Source organism: Micromonospora auratinigra (genome assembly GCF_900089595.1).
Taxonomy (GTDB): Bacteria; Actinomycetota; Actinomycetes; order Mycobacteriales; family Micromonosporaceae; genus Micromonospora; species Micromonospora auratinigra.
In genome coordinates this window covers 586,203-603,646 of the sequence record NZ_LT594323.1, presented here as the reverse complement: position 1 = coordinate 603,646, position 17,444 = coordinate 586,203, and the positions used below count along the sequence as shown (strand labels likewise).

Annotated in this window: 19 protein-coding genes and 1 riboswitch; of the genes, 2 read left to right on the top strand and 17 right to left on the bottom strand. The window is 74.3% G+C overall.

The features are described 5' to 3' along the window. Nucleotides 1-26 precede the first annotated feature (26 nt). From pheT to rpe, 17 genes are all read right to left on the bottom strand, one after another. Entirely contained in the window at nt 27-2,576 is a 2,550-nt protein-coding gene (gene pheT, locus GA0070611_RS02800) for a phenylalanine--tRNA ligase subunit beta (RefSeq protein ID WP_091656835.1), read from the bottom strand. 39 nt (nt 2,577-2,615) lie between these two features. Further along, nucleotides 2,616-3,677 carry a phenylalanine--tRNA ligase subunit alpha gene (gene pheS / locus GA0070611_RS02795; RefSeq protein WP_091656830.1) on the bottom strand — a complete coding sequence of 354 codons (1,062 nt, stop codon included), beginning with the start codon at nt 3,675-3,677 and terminating at the stop codon, nt 2,616-2,618. 169 nt (nt 3,678-3,846) lie between these two features. Next, on the bottom strand, nt 3,847-4,731 hold the full coding sequence (locus GA0070611_RS02790; RefSeq protein WP_091656826.1) for a TrmH family RNA methyltransferase: 885 nt from the start codon (nt 4,729-4,731) through the stop codon (nt 3,847-3,849). Between the two features lie 32 nt (nt 4,732-4,763). After that, nucleotides 4,764-5,156 carry a 50S ribosomal protein L20 gene (gene rplT, locus GA0070611_RS02785; protein WP_091263835.1) on the bottom strand — a complete coding sequence of 131 codons (393 nt, stop codon included), beginning with the start codon at nt 5,154-5,156 and terminating at the stop codon, nt 4,764-4,766. Nucleotides 5,157-5,188: 32 nt separating this feature from the next. Further along, on the bottom strand, nt 5,189-5,383 hold the full coding sequence (rpmI, locus tag GA0070611_RS02780) for a 50S ribosomal protein L35 (RefSeq protein ID WP_091656822.1): 195 nt from the start codon (nt 5,381-5,383) through the stop codon (nt 5,189-5,191). Nucleotides 5,384-5,401: 18 nt separating this feature from the next. Beyond that, entirely contained in the window at nt 5,402-6,052 is a 651-nt protein-coding gene (infC, locus tag GA0070611_RS02775; protein WP_091656817.1) for a translation initiation factor IF-3, read from the bottom strand. A gap of 354 nt (nt 6,053-6,406) precedes the next feature. Next, entirely contained in the window at nt 6,407-6,880 is a 474-nt protein-coding gene (locus tag GA0070611_RS02770) for a PH domain-containing protein (RefSeq protein WP_197675836.1), read from the bottom strand. Beyond that, nucleotides 6,877-7,860: a DMT family transporter gene (locus GA0070611_RS02765; protein WP_091656813.1), complete on the bottom strand. Its 984-nt coding sequence runs from the start codon at nt 7,858-7,860 to the stop codon at nt 6,877-6,879. Before GA0070611_RS02765 ends, GA0070611_RS02770 begins: the two co-directional genes overlap by 4 nt. Beyond that, a complete protein-coding gene (hisG, locus tag GA0070611_RS02760) occupies nt 7,857-8,702 on the bottom strand; it encodes an ATP phosphoribosyltransferase (RefSeq protein ID WP_091656809.1) in 846 nt (281 codons plus the stop codon). Before hisG ends, GA0070611_RS02765 begins: the two co-directional genes overlap by 4 nt. Before the next feature lie 45 nt (nt 8,703-8,747). Further along, nucleotides 8,748-9,011, bottom strand: coding sequence for a phosphoribosyl-ATP diphosphatase (locus GA0070611_RS02755; protein WP_043324932.1), 264 nt, complete (start codon nt 9,009-9,011; stop codon nt 8,748-8,750). 86 nt (nt 9,012-9,097) lie between these two features. After that, nucleotides 9,098-9,595, bottom strand: coding sequence for a 6,7-dimethyl-8-ribityllumazine synthase (gene ribH, locus GA0070611_RS02750; RefSeq protein ID WP_091656806.1), 498 nt, complete (start codon nt 9,593-9,595; stop codon nt 9,098-9,100). A 2-nt stretch (nt 9,596-9,597) separates the two neighbouring features. Further along, nucleotides 9,598-10,863, bottom strand: a complete 1,266-nt coding sequence (locus GA0070611_RS02745) for a bifunctional 3,4-dihydroxy-2-butanone-4-phosphate synthase/GTP cyclohydrolase II (protein ID WP_091656803.1) — start codon at nt 10,861-10,863, stop codon at nt 9,598-9,600. After that, nucleotides 10,860-11,555 (bottom strand): nicotinamide riboside transporter PnuC, encoded by a 696-nt coding sequence (gene pnuC, locus GA0070611_RS02740; RefSeq protein ID WP_091656800.1) that lies wholly within the window; start codon nt 11,553-11,555, stop codon nt 10,860-10,862. The genes GA0070611_RS02745 and pnuC overlap by 4 nt, the downstream gene beginning before the upstream one ends. Then, complete coding sequence (locus GA0070611_RS02735; protein WP_091656797.1) at nt 11,555-12,166, bottom strand: riboflavin synthase; 612 nt, start codon at nt 12,164-12,166, stop codon at nt 11,555-11,557. The genes pnuC and GA0070611_RS02735 overlap by 1 nt, the downstream gene beginning before the upstream one ends. Then, entirely contained in the window at nt 12,167-13,228 is a 1,062-nt protein-coding gene (gene ribD / locus GA0070611_RS02730; protein WP_091656794.1) for a bifunctional diaminohydroxyphosphoribosylaminopyrimidine deaminase/5-amino-6-(5-phosphoribosylamino)uracil reductase RibD, read from the bottom strand. It lies immediately after the preceding gene. Nucleotides 13,229-13,399: 171 nt separating this feature from the next. Next, a riboswitch (FMN riboswitch) is annotated at nt 13,400-13,572 on the bottom strand. A gap of 81 nt (nt 13,573-13,653) precedes the next feature. Beyond that, entirely contained in the window at nt 13,654-14,610 is a 957-nt protein-coding gene (locus GA0070611_RS02725) for a GGDEF domain-containing response regulator (protein ID WP_091656791.1), read from the bottom strand. Nucleotide 14,611: 1 nt separating this feature from the next. Next, a complete protein-coding gene (rpe, locus tag GA0070611_RS02720; RefSeq protein WP_091656788.1) occupies nt 14,612-15,292 on the bottom strand; it encodes a ribulose-phosphate 3-epimerase in 681 nt (226 codons plus the stop codon). A gap of 257 nt (nt 15,293-15,549) precedes the next feature. Between rpe and GA0070611_RS02715 the strand changes: the two genes are divergently transcribed. Next, the gene (locus tag GA0070611_RS02715) at nt 15,550-16,437 is read left to right on the top strand and encodes a septum formation family protein (RefSeq protein ID WP_091656785.1); all 888 of its coding nucleotides are present in this window, start codon (nt 15,550-15,552) and stop codon (nt 16,435-16,437) included. Between the two features lie 86 nt (nt 16,438-16,523). Next, nucleotides 16,524-17,414 carry a septum formation family protein gene (locus GA0070611_RS02710; RefSeq protein WP_091656783.1) on the top strand — a complete coding sequence of 297 codons (891 nt, stop codon included), beginning with the start codon at nt 16,524-16,526 and terminating at the stop codon, nt 17,412-17,414. Nucleotides 17,415-17,444: the final 30 nt, after the last annotated feature.

Sequence of the window (17,444 nt, the reverse complement as noted above, 5' to 3'; positions counted from 1 at the left end):
GCCGTCGGCCGCGTACCTCGTGCCGGTCAGGCGCCGCGCAGGGTGGCGCCGCAGCGGCGGGCGGCCTCGGCCACCGCGGCGTCCCGGGCGGCCACCGCCTCCTCGACGGTGAGCGTCCGGTCCGGGGCCCGGAAGGTCAGCTTGTACGCCAGCGACCGGCGGCCCGCGCCGAGCTGCGCGGAGGCGTACACGTCGAAGAGCCGGACCGCCTCCAGCAGCTCGCCGGCCCCCGCGACCAGGGCCCGCTCCACCTCGGCGGCCGGCACCTGCTCGTCCACCACCAGCGCCACGTCGATCAGCGCGGGCGGGAAGGTGGAGATGGTCGGGCCGGTCACCATCGGCGCGGCGGGCAGCGCGTCCAGGTTCAGCTCCGCCGCGCTGGTGCGGCGGGGCAGTTCCAGGCTCGCCACCACGGCCGGGTGCAGTTCGCCCGCGTACCCGACGACGGTGTCGTCGACCAGCAGCTCGGCGCAGCGGCCGGGGTGCCACGGGGCCCGCTCGGCGGACCGCACGGTGACCCGGTCGGCCGGGATGCCGGCGGCGGCCAGGACGGCCCGGCCGGCCTCGACGGCGTCCGCCCAGCCGGCCGGGCGGCCCGCGCCCCACCAGCCGGCCGGCTCGATCTCGCCGGCGAGCGCCACCGCGACGTGCCGCGGCTGGTCGGGCACGACCGCGTCGGCGGCGGCGAACTCGGCGTCGGTGGGTCGCCGGTCGACGCCCATCGCCGGCGGCGCGCCGGCCCCCGGACGCGGGTGGAAGACCGCGCCGATCTCGTAGATCGCCACGTCACGCTGGCCGCGGCCGATGTTGCGCCGGACGATGCCGAGCAGCGGGCCGAGCAGCGTGGTGCGCAGCAGCGGCTCCTCCTCGGACAGCGGGTTGGCCAGCCGCACCGCGGCCCGGCGCGGGTCGTCGGCCGGCAGGCCGAGCTGGTCGGGCAGCTCCGGGGAGACGAACGGCTGGGCGAGGACCTCGACGTAGCCGCGCTCGGCGAGCGAGCGGGCGACCGCCCGGCGGCGCTGCTGCTGCCCGGTCAGGCCCCGGCCGGCCGGGGCGGTGGGCAGCACCGAGGGCACACGGTCGTACCCGTCGAGGCGGACCACCTCCTCGACCAGGTCGGCCGGGTCGGTCAGGTCGGGCCGCCAGCTCGGCGGGGTCACGGTAAGCACCGGCGCGCCACCGCTGGCGGGCACCCCGGCCTCGCCCGGGTCCTCGCCGAGCCGGTCGGCGCCCCGGGTGACCGCGCAGCCGACCTGCTCCAGCAGCTCGACCACCCGCTCCGGCGGGTAGGCCACCCCGACCCGCCGCGACGGCAGGTCCGCCGGCAGGGCGATCGGGGTACGCGGGCGCACGTGGTCCAGGTCGAGGATCTCCGCGCCGGCGGTGCCACCGGCGTGCTCGGTGAGCAGCCGGACCGCCTTCTCGATCGCGACCAGCGCGAGGGTCGGGTCGACGCCCCGCTCCCAGCGCTTGGCCGCCTCGCTGAACAGCTTGTGCCGGCGGGCGGTGCGGCCGACCATCGCCGGGTCCCAGTGCGCCGCCTCGAAGAGCACGTTCGTGGTGCCGGCGACCACCTCGCTGGTCTCGCCGCCCATCACCGCCGCCAGCGACACCGGGCCGGTGTCGTCGCAGATCACCAGGTCCTCGGCGACCAGGGTCCGGGTCACCCCGTCCAGGGTGGTCAGCTTCTCGCCCGGCTCGGCCCGGCGGACCACCAGCGGGCCACTGATCCGGTCGGCGTCGAAGGCGTGCATCGGCTGGCCGAGTTCGAGCATCAGGTAGTTGGTGATGTCGACCGGCAGCGAGATGCTGCGGATGCCGGCCACGGTGAGCCGCTGCGCCATCCAGCCGGGGGTCTGTGCGGTCGGGTCGACGCCCCGGACCAGCCGGGCGGCGAACCGGTCGCAGCCGACCGTGTCCCGCACCTCGACCGGGTACGCCGGCTCGGCGGTGCCACCGGGCGCGTCGACCGCCGCCGGGTCGCGGAACGGCACCCCGAGGGCGAGCGACAGCTCCCGGGCGATGCCGCGCACGCTGAGCGCGTAGCCCCGGTCCGGGGTGATCTCCATCTCGACCACGACGTCGTCGAGGCCGACCACCGGTCGGGCGTCGTCGCCGGGCTTGGCGGGGGTGTCCTCGGGCAGCACGATGATGCCCGAGTGGTCGTCGCCGAGGCCCAGCTCCGTGGCGGAGCAGATCATGCCGTGGGAGTTGCGCCCGTACGTCTTGCGCGCGCCGATGGCGAAGTTGCCGGGCAGCACACCGCCCGGGAGGATCACCACGACCTTGTCGCCGGGGGCGAAGTTGCGCGCCCCGCAGACGATCTCCTGCGGCTCACCGGTGCCGTTCGCGGCACCGACGTCCACCCGGCAGAACCGGATCGGCTTCTTGAAGCCGGTCAGCTCCTCGATCTGAAGGACCTCACCGACCACCAACGGGCCGGTGACCGTCTCCCGCAGGTCCACCAGGGACTCGACCTCGATGCCGAGGTCGACCAGCGCCCGCTCCAGGTCGCCGGCGGGCAGGTCGGCGGGGAGGTCGACGTACTCGCGCAACCAACTGACAGAAACTCGCATGACTGTTAGACCACCGTCTCCGTTACTCGTGCCGCGCCGTCAGGCCCCGAACGCGCGGGTGAACCGCACGTCCCCCTCGGCCAGGTCCCGCATGTCGCTGACCCCGTGCCGGAACATCACCGTCCGGTCGATGCCCATGCCGAACGCGAATCCGGAGTAGACCTCCGGGTCGATTCCGCAGGCGCGCAGCACCCGCGGGTTGACCATGCCGCAGCCGCCCCACTCGACCCACTGCGGGCCGTCCCGGTGCTCCGGGAACCAGACGTCGAACTCGGCCGACGGCTCGGTGAACGGGAAGTAGTGCGGCCGGAACCGGGTCTTCGCGCCCTCGCCGAACATGGCCCGGGCGAAGTGGTCCAGCGTGCCGCGCAGGTGCGCCATGGTGATGCCCTTGTCCACCACCAGGCCCTCGACCTGGTGGAAGACCGGCGCGTGGGTGGCGTCCAGCTCGTCGGTGCGGTACACCCGGCCGGGCACCACCACGTAGATGGGCGGCTTGCGGGTGAGCATGGTGCGCGCCTGCACCGGCGAGGTGTGCGTACGGAGAACGAGTCCCGAACCCTCCGGGGCGATGTGGAAGGTGTCCATCAGCCCGCGTGCCGGGTGGTCGGCGGGGATGTTCAGCGCGTCGAAGTTGGTCCACTCCAGCTCGACCTCGGGACCCTCGGCCACCTCGTAGCCCATCCCGATGAACAGGTCACTGATCTGCTCCATCAGGACGCTCAGCGGGTGGCGCGCGCCCCGCGGCCGGCGGTCGTACGGCAGGGTCACGTCGACCCGCTCCTCGACCAGCACCCGCTCGGCCTGCTCCCGATCCAGGGTCTCCTGCCGGGCCGCGTACGCGGTCTCGATGGCGCGGCGGGCCTCGTTGACCCGCTTGCCGGCGTCGGACTTGGCGGCCGGCGGCAGCGCGCCGATCTCCCGGCGGGCCAGCGAGACCGGGGCGCGGTCACCCAGGTGCGCCGGGCGCAGCGCGGTCAGCGCGTCCGGGTCGGTGGCGGCGGCGAACGCCTTCTCGGCGTCGGCCACGGCCCCGGCCAGGGCGTCCGGGTCGAGCAGGGCGACCTGCTTCGGGTCGTACGGATCGTTGCGGTAGCTCATGGTGAACGGGCACTCCCTCACGGCGGTGCCGGCCCTCGCGGGCGGCCAGACGAGTCTACGGACGCGCGGCTTCGCCGCAGCCCGCCGGTGTGGGAGTTTCGCAGGGGGAAGGGTCAGGCCCGCCGCCCGCCGACACCGGCGGGCTGGCTAAACGAACGCCGAGACGCGTTCATGACGTGGACGACTCCCCTGGTCCGGGCTGCGCGACCGGGGGTCGACGCAGCGCTCTCGCCGAAGCGTACAGGCAGACGGCCGCGGCCGCAGCCAGGTTCAGGCTCTCGGCCCGCCCGTGCAGCGGCACCCGGACCCGGGCGTCGGCCGCCGCGGTCAGCTCGTCGGGCAGGCCGTGCGCCTCGGAGCCGAAGAGCCAGGCGGTCGGGGCGGCGAGCCGGCCGGCGTCGGCGAGGTCGTCGAGGTCGCTGTCGCCGTACCCGGTGGTGGCGAAGACCGTGAGGCCGGCGGCCCGCAGCTCCGCGACGGCGGCGAGCGGGTCGGCCGCGCGGACCACGTCGACGTGGAAGAGGCTGCCGGCGGAGGCCCGCACGCACTTGCCGTTGTACGGGTCGACCGCCTCGCCGGCGAGCACGACCGCGCCCGCGCCGGCCGCGTCGGCGGTGCGCAGCACGGTGCCGGCGTTGCCCGGGTCGCGGATCCCGGCGAGCACCGCGACCAGTCGCGGACCGCCCGCCAGGGCCTGGGCCAGAGGTACGTCGAGGTGCCGGCAGACCGCGACCAGCCCCTGCGGGGCGACCGTCTCGGTGAGCGCGGCGAGCGCCTCGTCGGTGACCTCGGAGACCGGCACGTCGGCCCGGGCGGCCGCGGCGGCCAGCTCCGGGTACCGGTCGAGGGCGGCCGGGGTGCCGAACAGCTCGACCACGGTGCCGGTGCGGGCGAGCGCCTCGCGGACGGCCTGCGGTCCCTCGGCGAGGAACCGGCCGGTGCTCTCGCGGTCCCGGCGGCGCTGCAACCGGCGGGCCGCGACGATCCTCGGGGTACGCGGGGTGAACGGGCCGGAGACAGCGTCGAGGCGCCTCCCGGGCGATGGTGACTGCATGGGAGACGCCTCGATCTGCTGGTGCGGGTGGGTCAGGCGGCCTGGGCCGCGGCGCCACCGGTGCCCTCGGCCGCCACGGCGGCGCGGGCCAGCTCGACGATCGCGGCGAACGCCGCGGCGTCGTTGACGGCCAGGTCGGCCAGGATCTTGCGGTCGACCTCGATGCCGGCCAGGCGCAGGCCCTGGATCAGCCGGTTGTAGGTCAGGCCGTTGGCCCGGGCGCCGGCGTTGATCCGCTGGATCCAGAGCTGCCGGAAGTCGCCCTTGCGGTCACGACGGTCCCGGTAGGAGTACTGCATCGAGTGCAGCACCTGCTCCTTGGCCTTGCGGTACAGGCGGGAGCGCTGACCGCGGTAACCGCTCGCGGTCTCCAGCAGGGTACGACGCTTCTTCTGGGCGTTCACAGCCCGCTTGACGCGTGCCATCTCAACTCCTTCTTCGGTTCAGGTGGCGCGCGTCAGCGGCCGAGCAGCTTCTTGATGCGCTTGGTTTCAGCCTTGGCCAGCTCGACCGTGCCGGTCAGCCGCCGGGTACGGGTGGAGGCCTTGCCCTCCAGCAGGTGGCGCTTGCCGGCCTGCTCGGACACGATCTTGCCCTTGCCGGTCATCTTGACCCGCTTGCCCATGCCCGAGTGGGGCTTCATCTTCGGCATTGGAACGTCTTCTCCCTGTTACTGGCCGCTGGTGTCAGCGGTCGTGCCGGCCTCGCCGGCTGCTGCGGTCTCACCGGTCGCCGCGGTCGCACCGGCAGCCGGAGCGGCGGACTCCTCCGCGGCCCGGTCACGCGGTCCACCACGGGACGCCGTGGCGGCGACCGCGGAGGCCTTGACGGCCCGGTGCGGGGCGAGAACCATGATCATGTTTCGGCCGTCCTGCTTCGGAGCGGCCTCGACGTATCCCAGGTCCGTGATCTCGGACTCGAGCCGGCGCAGGAGCCGGTAACCCAGCTCCGGGCGGCTCTGCTCGCGACCGCGGAACATGATCGTCACCTTGACCTTGTCCCCCGCCTTGAGGAACCGCACCACGTGACCCTTCTTGGTCTCGTAGTCGTGCGGGTCGATCTTCGGCCGGAGCTTCATCTCCTTGATGACGGTCTGCTGCTGGTTACGCCGCGCTTCGCGCGCCTTCAGTGCGCTCTCGTACTTGAACTTGCCGAAGTCCATGAGCTTGCACACCGGCGGGCGCGCCATCGGCGCAACCTCGACCAGGTCCAGGTCGACGTCCGCGGCCAGCTGCAGGGCGCGCTCCAGCGGGACGATGCCCACCTGCTCACCCTCAGGGCCGACCAGTCGGACCTCACGTGCCCGGATCTGCTCGTTCACGCGTGGTTCGACGCTGATGGGGCCTCCTCGAGTCGAGTCTCCTACGGTGCCGACTCCGTGGGCTCCCGGGCGGGAGCGACCCGGAAAGCAGAAGGCCCCGGCGCATGCCAGGGCCCACTCGACCGGCCAGCACGATCACAATGATCGCGCATCCGGAACCGGGACGTGCCCGGAACCGTGAACCGGACCCGGCCACCTACGGGGGCGACTCGGGTGGGAGCAGGCGCTCCGCTTCTCCGACCGCCCGCACGTCAGGAACGGGGGCAGTCTGGTCGACTCCGCAACACTACACCCCGGCCCCGGTCCACCCCAAACCGGACCGGCCGGTGGCGCTCCGCGCGCGGTGGCGGGCGCTCAGCGCGGGGTGGCGGGGTCGCCGGCGAGCGCGGCCAGGTGGGCCTGGTGCAGCCGGCGCAACGCCCGCACCCCCTCCACGGCCAGCTCCTTGTCGGCGGCCTGCAGGGCCACCATCGGCAGCAGGTCGTCGTCGTGCAGTTCCAGGCTGGCCCACGGCGCGCCCCGGTCGAAGCGGACCCCGCGGACCACCTCCCAGGGCAGCTCGTACGAGCCGAGCACGTTGCGGACCCGGACACCGCGGGCGTCGGCCACCACCCGGGGCCGGGTGAACAGCAGGATGCCGAGCGCCCCGAAGACGCCCAGCCCCACCATGGCCAGCTGGTCACCCCGCTGGAAGGTGCCGTAGCCGTCCCCGGTCCGCCCGGTCAGCGAGGTCGCGACCAGGCTGAACACCACCACGAGGGCGGCCGCGGACAGCCAGCAGACCACCCGGATCCGGCGCGGTCGCACGGTCACCACGGAATCGCTCACCCGACCAGTCTGCCACCCGGCCCGGGCGCGTGTTCGGCCGCCACGCGACCCGCCGCGCCCGGTGCCCCCGGTGCCGGCCGGGCACCGCGGCCGGCGACGACCACGGCGAGCCCGGTCAACGCGGCGCCGGCCAGCACCGGCCAGCGCAGCCCCGCGCCGCCCGGCGTCAGCACGTCCAGCAGCAGTGCCCCGCCCAGCTGGCCGGCGACCAGCGCCAGCCCGGTACGCAGCACCCCGACCGCGCGCACCCCGACCAGCAGCGCGGTGACGATGCCCACCCCGAGCAGGCCGCCGGTGTAGAGGTACCAGTCGTCCGGCCAGCTCGGCCGGTCCGCGAACGCCCCGGCCAGCGCGGCGACCAACAGCACCACCGGGGTGCTGGTGGCGAAGTTGACCGCGAGGCTCGCCGCCGGGCTGCCCGCCTCGGCCACCCGGCCGTTCAGCGCGGACTGCACCGCCACCGCCAGACCACCCGCGACCGCCAGCAGGACCAGTCCCACCGCCAGGTCGCCGACCGGCCGGCCGAGCTGTGCCAGCGTGACCGCCGCCACGCCGAGCAGCGCCCCGGCCACCCGGGGCACGGTGAGCGGCAGCCGACCGAGCGGGCCCAGCCCGGCCCGGTCCACCCCCAGCCCGCCGAGGCTGCCCCCGGCGACCTGGGCGATGGTGAACACGGCCACCCCGAGCACGGGTACGACGTACGCGGCGACCACCACGATCGCCGCGCCGCCCAGCCCGCCCAGGTACGCCCACCAGGGCAGCCCGCCGCGGCGCAGCGCGCCCAGCCCGGCGCGCATGGAGGGCACGGCCAGCAGCCCGACGAGGATCAGCAGGGTGCCGCCGGCGTTGTTGACCACCGCGCCGAGCACCGGGTTGCCGGCCCGCTCGCCCAGCTCCGCGTTGACCAGTCCCTGCCCGGCCGAGGCCGCCCCACCCAGGACGACCAGGGACAGGGCGGCCGGGACGGGCAGCGGCCTCACAGCCGGCAGGCGTGGATGTTCGTCACCAGGATGGCCCGGGCGCCCAGGTCGTACAGCTCGTCCATGATCCGGTGCACGTCGTCGCTGAGGACCATCGCCTGCACCGCGACCCAGCCCTCGCGGTGCAGCGGGGAGACGGTCGGCGACTCGATGCCGGGGGTCAGCGAGCTGGCCCGGTCGAGCAGGCCGGCCGGCACGTCGTAGGCGAGCATCACGTAGCGGCGGGCGACCAGCACGCCGTGCAGCCGGCGCAGCAGCTGCTCGGACTGGGCGCAGCCCGGCGCGCCGACCCGGCGGACCAGCACCGCGGAGGAGCGCAGCAACGGCTCACCGAAGACCACCAGGCCGGCCTGGCGCAGCGTGGCGCCGGTCTCCACCACGTCGGCGACCACGTCGGCCACGCCGAGCCGGATGGCGTTCTCCACCGCGCCGTCCAGGCGGATCACCTCGGCCTTGACCCCCAGCTCGGCCAGGTGCCGCTCGACCAGGCCCGGGTACGAGGTGGCGATCCGGTGCCCGCCGAGCTGCTGCACCGAGGCGACGTCGTCGGGGCGGGCGGCGAACCGGAAGGTGGCCCGGGCGAAGTTCAGGTCGACGATCTCCTCGGCCGGGGCGCCGGAGTCGACCAGCAGGTCGCGGCCGGTGATGCCGACGTCCAGGTCGCCCGAGCCGACGTAGGTGGCGATGTCCTTGGGGCGCAGGTAGAAGAACTCGATGTCGTTGGCCTCGTCGCGGCAGACGAGGTCCTTCGGGTCGGTGCGCTGGCGGTAGCCCGCCTCACGCAGCATCTGGGCGGCCGACTCGGCCAGCGCGCCCTTGTTCGGTACGGCGACACGCAGCACGGGAGTGCTCCTTCGATCGATCGGGCTGATCAGCGGACGGGGCACTCACAGATGTCGGTAGACGTCCTTCAGTTCGAGACCGGTGGCGAGCATCAGCACCTGGGCCTGGTAGAGCAGCTGCGAGATCTCCTCGGCGGCCCGCTCCGGGCCCTCGTGCTCGGCGGCCATCCACGACTCGGCCGCCTCCTCGACGACCTTCTTGCCGATGAAGTGCACCCCCTTGGCGAGCGCGTCGACCGTGCCCGAGCCCGGGGTGCCGGCGGCGGCCTTGGCCTGCAGCTCGGCGAACAACTCCTCGAACGTCTTCACGGAAGGCGATTCTTCCAGCCGCCCCGGGTGACCACGCCCACCGGGTCCACCCACGTCGCCTTCCTCACGATGGCGGGTCGCGACGGTCAGGCGAAGCCGACCCGGTGGGCGTTGGTGGCGTCCAGGCCGCGGACGGCCAGGGCGGCGTCCAGCGCCGCGACGGTGGCCGCCCAGCCCTTGTCCTCCGCCGAACCGGGCAGCCCGGCCCGGTCCCGGGCCTGCTCGATGGTCTCCACCGTGAGCACCCCGTGCGCCACCGGCTTCCCCTCGTCCAGGGCGACCCGGGTCAGCCCCTCGGTCACCGACTGGCAGACGTAGTCGAAGTGCGCGGTCGCGCCCCGCACCACCACGCCCAGCGCGACGACCACGTCGTAGCGGCGGGCCATCGCCTGGGCCACCACGGGCAGCTCCACCGAGCCGGCCACCCGGGCCACCACGGCGCGCGCGCCGCACGCCTCGGTGGCGGCGACCGCCCGGTCGACCATGTGGTCGGTGAGGTCCCCGTGCCAGCGTGCCGCCACGATGCCGACGGTCAGCCCGGCGGCGTCCACCGTGGTGACGCCCGGCTCCCCGAAACCCGCCATGTCTACGCTCCGATCTCGTCGCCGGCGACCGGGCGGCCCATCGGCGCCTCGGTCACCTCGTCCAGGCCCTCCAGCAGGTGCCCCATCCGGTCCCGCTTGGTGCGCAGGTACCGCACGTTCTCCGGGTTCGACCGGATGGGCAGCCCCTCACGACCGCTCACGGTGAGGCCGTAGCCCTCCAGGCCGGCCCGCTTGGCGGGGTTGTTGGTCAGCAGCCGCATCGAGCGGACGCCGAGGTCGTACAGGATCTGCGCACCGGTGCCGTAGTCACGCGCGTCGGCCGGCAGGCCCAGGTCGAGGTTCGCGTCCACGGTGTCGCGGCCCTGGTCCTGGAGCTGGTACGCCTGCAGCTTGTGCAGCAGGCCGATGCCGCGTCCCTCGTGCCCGCGCACGTAGAGCACCACCCCACGCCCCTCCTGCGCCACCCGGGCCAGCGCGGCCTGCAACTGCGGGCCGCAGTCGCAGCGCAGCGAGCCGAAGACGTCCCCGGTGAGGCACTCGGAGTGCACCCGGACCAGCACGTCACGCCCGTCGCCGAGGTCGCCGAAGACCAGCGCGACGTGCTCGGCCGAGTCGTGTTCGCTGCGGTAGCCCAGCGCCCGGAACACCCCGTACGGGGTGGGCATCCGCGCCTCGGCGACCTGTTCCACCTGCTTCTCGGTGCGCCGCCGGTGGGCGATCAGGTCGGCGATGGTGACCAGGGTCAGCCCGTGCTCGGCGCAGAACTTCTCCAGGTCGGGCAGGCGCATCATGGTGCCGTCGTCGTTGACCAGCTCGCAGAGCACCCCGGCGGGACGCAGCCCGGCCAGCCGGGTCAGGTCGACGGCCGCCTCGGTGTGCCCGGGCCGGCGCAGCACGCCGCCCTCGCGGGCCCGCAGCGGCACCACGTGCCCGGGGCGGGACAGGTCGGTCGGGTCGGTGCCGGCGTCGGCGAGCAGCCGGATGGTGTGCGACCGGTCGGCCGCCGAGATCCCCGTGCTGACGCCCTCCCGGGCGTCCACGGTCACCGTGTACGCGGTGCCCCGCCGGTCCTGGTTGGTGTGGTGCATGGGCGGCAGGTCCAGCCGGTCGCACTCGCTCTCGGTGAGCGGCACGCAGATGTAGCCGGAGGTGTGCCGGACCATGAACGCGACCAGCTCCGGGGTGGCCAGCTCGGCCGCGAAGATCAGGTCGCCCTCGTTCTCGCGGTCCTCGTCGTCGACCACGACGACCGGCCGGCCGGCGGCGATGTCCGCCACCGCCTGCGCGATGGAACCAAAGGTGGTCATGCCACTGCCTCCGAGTACGTCGGCGGGATCGGGGTGCGGGTGGGCGGGGTGGCCCGGGAGGTGCGCCACCAGGCGGCCAGGCCGGCGACGCAGAAGCCGCCGTAGACCAGGTACATGGCGGCCGACGGATAGAACCCGCCGTCGAGCAGCAGCGGTACGCCGACCGCGTCGACGGCGATCCAGATCAGCCAGAACTCCACCCAGCCGCGGGCCATGCCGTACGTGGCGAGCAGGCTGCCGACCAGGATCCAGGCGTCCGGCAGCGGCCCCCACGAGCCGAGCGCGGCGAGCACCGGCACCACGGCGGCGGTGCCGACCACGGCGACGACGAGCAGGGCGGCCCGCTCCCGCCAGGTGGCCCAGCGCGGCACGACCGCCGGCCGCTCCCCGCCGTCCAGGCGGCGGTTGCGCGACCAGCGCCACCAGCCGTAGACGCTGACCGCGAAGAAGAAGACCTGCCGGCCGGCCTGGCCGTAGAGGTCGTGCTGCTGCGGGGTGGCGAAGACGCCACCGAGGAAGACGGTGAACAGCAGCGCGTTGCCGATCATGCCGACCGGCCAGGCCCAGACCAGCCGGCGCAGCCCGAGCAGCGCGGAGGCGAGACCGAAGACGTTGCCGACGATCTCCCGGACCAGCATCGGCGAGCCGGCCACCTGGACCTGGGCGTCGAGCAGCCAGCCGAGCGGGCCCATCAGCGCTCACCCCCGCCGGCGCGGGCGCCGAGCAGCCGCTCGACGTACTTGGCCAGCACGTCGACCTCCAGGTTGACCGGGTCACCGGCCTGGCGCACGCCCAGCGTGGTCAGCTTCAGGGTGGTGGGGATCAGCCCGACGGCGAACCAGTCGTCGCCCACCTCGGCGACGGTCAGCGAGACGCCGTCGACGGTGATCGAGCCCTTCTCCACCACGTACCGGGCGAGCGGGTCGGGCAGCCGGAAGCGCAGCGTCTCCCACTGCGCGGCCGGTTCCCGGGAGAGCAGCTCGCCGACCCCGTCGACGTGCCCCTGCACGATGTGCCCGCCGAGGCGGCTGTTCACCGCGGCGGCGCGCTCCAGGTTGACCGGGGCCCCGGGGCGCAGCGCGCCCAGCGCGGTGCGGCGCAGGGTCTCCCCCATCACGTCGGCGGTGAAGACGCCCCCGTCGACGTCGACCACGGTCAGACAGACGCCGTTGACCGCGATCGAGTCGCCGTGTCGGGCGTCGGAGGTGACCAGCGGGCCACGGATGGCGAGCAGCGCGGAGTCGGTGCCGGTCTCCGTGGTCCGGACGACCTCGCCCAGCTCCTCGACGATGCCGGTGAACATCTAGGCCTCCCTCTTCCGGGGCAGCGCGGTGATCCGCAGGTCGGGACCGACCTGCGTAACGTCGGTGAGTTCCAGTTCGATGGCGTCGGCGATGGTCGTCACGCCCGCGTCGCGCAGCGCGGCGAGGCCGGCGCCGAGCAGCTTCGGCGCGACGTACCCGACGACCTTGTCGACGAGACCGGCGGCGAGGAACGCGCCGGCCAGCCGGGGGCCGCCCTCCAGCAACGCGGCGCGCACGCCGCGGTGGTGCAGCTCGGCGAGCAGCGCCGGCAGGTCGACCCGGCCGTCCGGGCCGGCGCCGACCTCCGCGGCGGTGGCGATCCAGGTGCGCGCCGCGCCGTCGCGGACCCGGGCGTCGGCCGGGGTACGCCCCGAGCTGTCCACCACCACCCGCAGCGGCTGCCGGATGGCCAGGGTGCCGTCGCGCAGGTTGCGGGCGGTGAGCCTCGGGTCGTCGGCGAGCACGGTGCCCACCCCGGCGATGACCGCGTCGACGGTGCCGCGCAGCGCGTGCACGTCCATCCGGGCCGCCTCGGAGGTGATCCACATGCTGCTGCCGTCGGCGGCGGCGGAGCGCCCGTCGAGGGTGGCGGCGTACTTCCAGATCAGGTACGGCCAGCCGCGACGCATCGAGGTGAGCCAGGCGACGTTGCCGGCCTCGGCCTCGGCCTCGCGTACCCCGGTGGTGACCTGGATCCCGGCGGCGCGCAGGGTGGCCGCGCCGCCGGAGGCGACCGGGTTCGGGTCCCCGACGGCGATCACCACGTGGGCGACCCCGGCGGCGATGAGCGCGTGGCTGCAGGGGCCGGTGCGGCCGGTGTGGTCGCAGGGCTCCAGGGTGACCACGGCGGTGCCGCCGCGGGCGCGCCGGCCGGCCTGGGCGAGCGCGACGATCTCGGCGTGCGGGCCGCCGGCGTACGCGTGGAAGCCCTCCCCGACGACCTCGCCGTCCGGGTCGAGCAGGACGCAGCCGACGACCGGGTTGGGGCTGGTGGTGCCGAGGCCGCGGGCGGCCAGCGCGATCGCGCGACGCATCGCCTCGTCGACGGAGACGCTCGCCATCTCGCCTGCCCCTGCCCTCTCGCTCGCCGGTCGCGCGCGGGCGGGGTCGGGAGGTGCGGCACGGGTGCCGCGCAAGGCGCGGCGGCGGAGATTCCGGGGACGGCGGAGCCGACCCCGGAGAGCCCGGAGGGCAGCCGACAGCGCGGCGGCCGACAGGGGCCTCCCCGTCCCGCGCGCTGTCTCCCATCCGGACTGTCTGGGGGCGGACGAGCCGCACCCCAACCGTCGGCCCCGGATTCTCACCAGGTCCACCGTCCGGCCGAAGCCGTCCGGGTCGCGGGCTTACCACGGTCGGGCCGTGGATCACCGCCGGTTCGGAATTTCACCGAGCCCCGCCAGCGCGTGGTGGGTACACGGGAAGTCTTACACGTTCCGCCTCGCGTCGCGCCAGAGAGGCGAGCTACCTCACAGTGTGCGACGCGTCGTCACGGTACGCCCCGTCGCCGGTCGACCGCGACGTACGAGCCGGGTTGGCTCTTGGCGACCGTCTTCATCTCGGAGGCGACCGCGATCGCCTCCAGCGGGTCGGTGAACCGCTTGTTGGCGTCGGAGAGCGACACCCCGATGGAGAGCGTGACCAGGGCGGCCCGGCGGATGTTGCCGCGCCGGTCCTTCAGCTCGACGAAGCCGCGCTCCCGGTCGGTGGGGTCGTAGAGGGCGTCGGCGGCCTTCTCGAAGTCGACCACCGCCCGGCTGGTCAGCGGGCGGATCTGGGCGGGGGCGCAGACGATGACGAAGTCGTCGCCACCGACGTGGCCCAGGAAGGCCGGCGGCAGCCCGATCGACACCACCGCCCGGTGCAGGCTGCGGGCCAGCGCGGAGATGAACTCGTCGCCGCGCACGAAGCCGTACCGGTCGTTGACGCTCTTGAACCGGTCGATGTCGATGTAGCCGACCGCGTAGTCGACGCCGCTGCGCACCCGGTCGCTGATCTCCCGACGGATCCGACTGTTGCCGGGCAGGCCGGTCAGCGGGGAGACCTCCCGGAACTCCTTGTTGCGCCGCAGCGTGGAGCTGACCCGGGCGACCAGCTCGGCGGTGTCGAAGGGCTTGACCAGGTAGTCGTCCGCGCCGGCGCTGAGGCCGTTGACCTTGTCCACGGTCATGCCCTTGGCGGTCAGCATGATCACCGGCAGCGCGGAGGTCATCGGGTCGGCGCGCAGCCGGCGGGTCAGCTCCAGCCCGTCGATGCGGGGCATCATCAGGTCGACCACGGCCAGGTCCGGCCGTTGCCGCTCGATGACCTCCAACGCCTCCTGGCCGTCCGCGGCGTGCAACACCTCGAAGCCGTGCAGCCGCAGGTTGAACTCGACGAAGCGGGCGATGTCCGCGTCGTCGTCGACGACCAGGATCACGTCGGGGCGGTCACCGGCCGGCTCCACGTCAGGCCCCGGTGGTCGCGCGTTCCGCCAGGCCGCGCAGCCGGCGTACCGCCTCGGCCGGGTCGTCGGCGCCGTAGACCGCGGTGCCGGCGACGAAGGCGTCCGCGCCGGCCGCGGCGGCCTGCTCGATGGTGTCCGCGGCGATCCCGCCGTCCACCTCGATGCGCAGCTCCAGGTGCCCGGCGTCGACGTGCCGCCGGGCGGCGCGCACCTTGTCCAGCAGCGCCGGGAGGAACCGCTGCCCGCCGAAGCCCGCCTTGATCGTCATGATCAGCAGCGTGTCGAAGCTGGGCAGCAGCTCCAGGTACGGCTCGATCGGGGTGTCCCGGTCGATGGCGAGCCCCGCCTTCGCCCCGGCCGAGCGCAGGTCCTTGGCCAGCGCCACCGGGTCGTCGCACGCCTCGGCGTGGAAGGTCACGTTGTACGCGCCGGCGTCGGCGTACCCGGGGGCCCACCGGCGCGGGTCCTCGATCATGAGGTGCACGTCGAACGGGAGGTCGGTGGCCGCGCGCAGGCTCTGCACCACCGGTAGCCCGATGGTCAGGTTGGGCACGAAGTGGTTGTCCATGACGTCCACGTGCAACCAGTCGGCGGCGTGCTCGACGGCGCGGACCTCATCGGCGAGGCGGGCGAAATCGGCGGCCAGGATGCTGGGGGCGACGATCGGCGGCGGTACGGTCACCGGGCCAGTGTACGAACGCGGTCGACAGCCGCCCGCAGCACGGCACCTCCCCGGACCCGCTGTGATCCCGCCGTGACCCGTGGTGCATGATCGGCGTACCGGGGGAAGAAATCCGGCCCGACGGGCCAGCCGCGACTGGCCGAACGGCCGAAAGACGACGACACTCCAACGGGGACGGTCCCGTATGCTGCACGCCCGGTGGCGGAGAACGCCGTGGGCCGCGGCGACCGGCTGTCATCTCCCGGAAAGGGCGGACGATGCGACGGTGGCTCCTGGCGCTGGCGCTGGCCGGCAGCGCGACGGTGGTCCTCGGTGGTTGCGTCCAGGCGCACCGCGCCGACGGTGACCTGGTCGACGACTGGCCCGCGCTGCCCGCTCCCCGGATCTTCGTGCCCGCCCCCGACGCCTGCCTGCCCCGGATCACCGCCGTGGTGCAGGCCGGCACGTACGACACGGTCGACTGCGCGCGCAGCCACCTGGCCGAGGTGGTGCACGTCGGCACCTTCGTCGGGGCCGCCGCGACCGGCGCCCGCCCGGAGCCCGGCTCCCCCGCGCTGCGGGTCGCCCGGGCCGAGTGCGACCAGCGGGCCCGGGAGGCCATCGGCGGCGACTGGCACGCCGCCCGGCTGAGCATGAACATCGCGCTGCCCACCGCGACCGGTTGGCTGGGCGGGGCCCGGTGGTACCGGTGCGACCTCGCCGAGACCGCGAGCATCGACAACACCCGCCCGGTCAACCGGGTGGGCAGCCTGCGCGGCGCGCTGGTCGGCGACAGCCCACTGGTGCACCGCTGCTTCGACCCGAAGCTGATCGGCGACAACCTGAACTACATGGCCCCGGTGCTCTGCACCGAGCCGCACCGCGCCGAGTTCGTCGGCGTCTACCAGGAACGCGACCTGAGCTGGGCGCAGTTCGTCCGGGCCGCCCCGCAGGTGCACCGACGCTGCATGACCCTGATCGCGAGCTTCGCCAACGTGCCGGACAACAGCGAGCTGCCGTACCGGGCCGGCTCGATCTTCTACCCGCCGTCGCAGCGCGAGTGGGAGGAGGGCGACCGCGGGGTGCGCTGTTTCCTGTGGAGCGACGACCGGCGGCTGACCCGCTCGATGCGCGGCGCCGGCCCCGAGGGACTACCCGTCATCTGAGCCCCGGTGCCGTATGCTGCACCGCCGACGGCGTACGCGGGAGCGACGCCGGTCGACGCGACCACGACGACGGGGAGGTCGGTGCGATGCGGCGATGGTGGACGGCGGCCGCCGTGGGCGCGGCGGCGGCGTTGGCGCTGGTCGGCTGCGGCACGCCGGCCGGGATCGACCGGAACCTGACCGATGACTGGCCCGCCCTGCCGGCCGCCGAGGCGTTCACGCCGCAGCCCGGGGCGTGCCACTTCGGCCTCCAGGACGTCGGCTACCTCAGCGGCTACAACCCGATCGACTGCGCCCAGCCGCACCGCGCCGAGACCCTGCACGTGGGCACCCTGACCGGCGCCGACGCCGGCCGCAGCAGCCCACCGCGGGCCGGGTCGGCCGGAGCGCGGGCCGCCCGGGTGGAGTGCGACCGGGAGGTCGGCAAGGCGATCGGGGCGGACTGGCACTCGGGCCGGCTGCGGGTCTCGGTGATCTTCCCCTCCGCGCTCGGGTGGGGCGGCGGCTCACGCTGGTTCCGCTGCGACGCCGCCGAGGTGTCCAGCCTGGACGACGGCAACGTGGTCGAGCGCAGCGGCAGCCTGCGGGGCGCGCTCAAGCCGGGCTCGCCGCTGGCCTACGGCTGCTTCGAGCCGAAGCTGGTCAAGGACGACATCGAGGAGATGCGCGCGATCGGCTGCACCGCGAAGCACCACGCCGAGTTCGTCGGCGTCTACCGGTTCCCGGACGTGTCCTACGCCGACTTCCGGCGCAGCACGGCCCGGGCGCACAAGGGCTGCCTCGACCTGATCGCGACGTACGCCAAGCTGCCGAAGAACAGCGAACTTCAGTACCGGGCCGGCACGATCTTCTACCACCCCTTCGAGGAGGAGTGGACCAACGGCGACCGGGGCGTGCAGTGCTTCCTGTGGCTGTCGGACCGGGCGCTGACCCGTTCCGTCAAGGGTGGCGGGAGCAAGGCGCTGCCGGTCCGGTGAGCCGGGTCGGGGCGGACCGAGGGCCCGCCC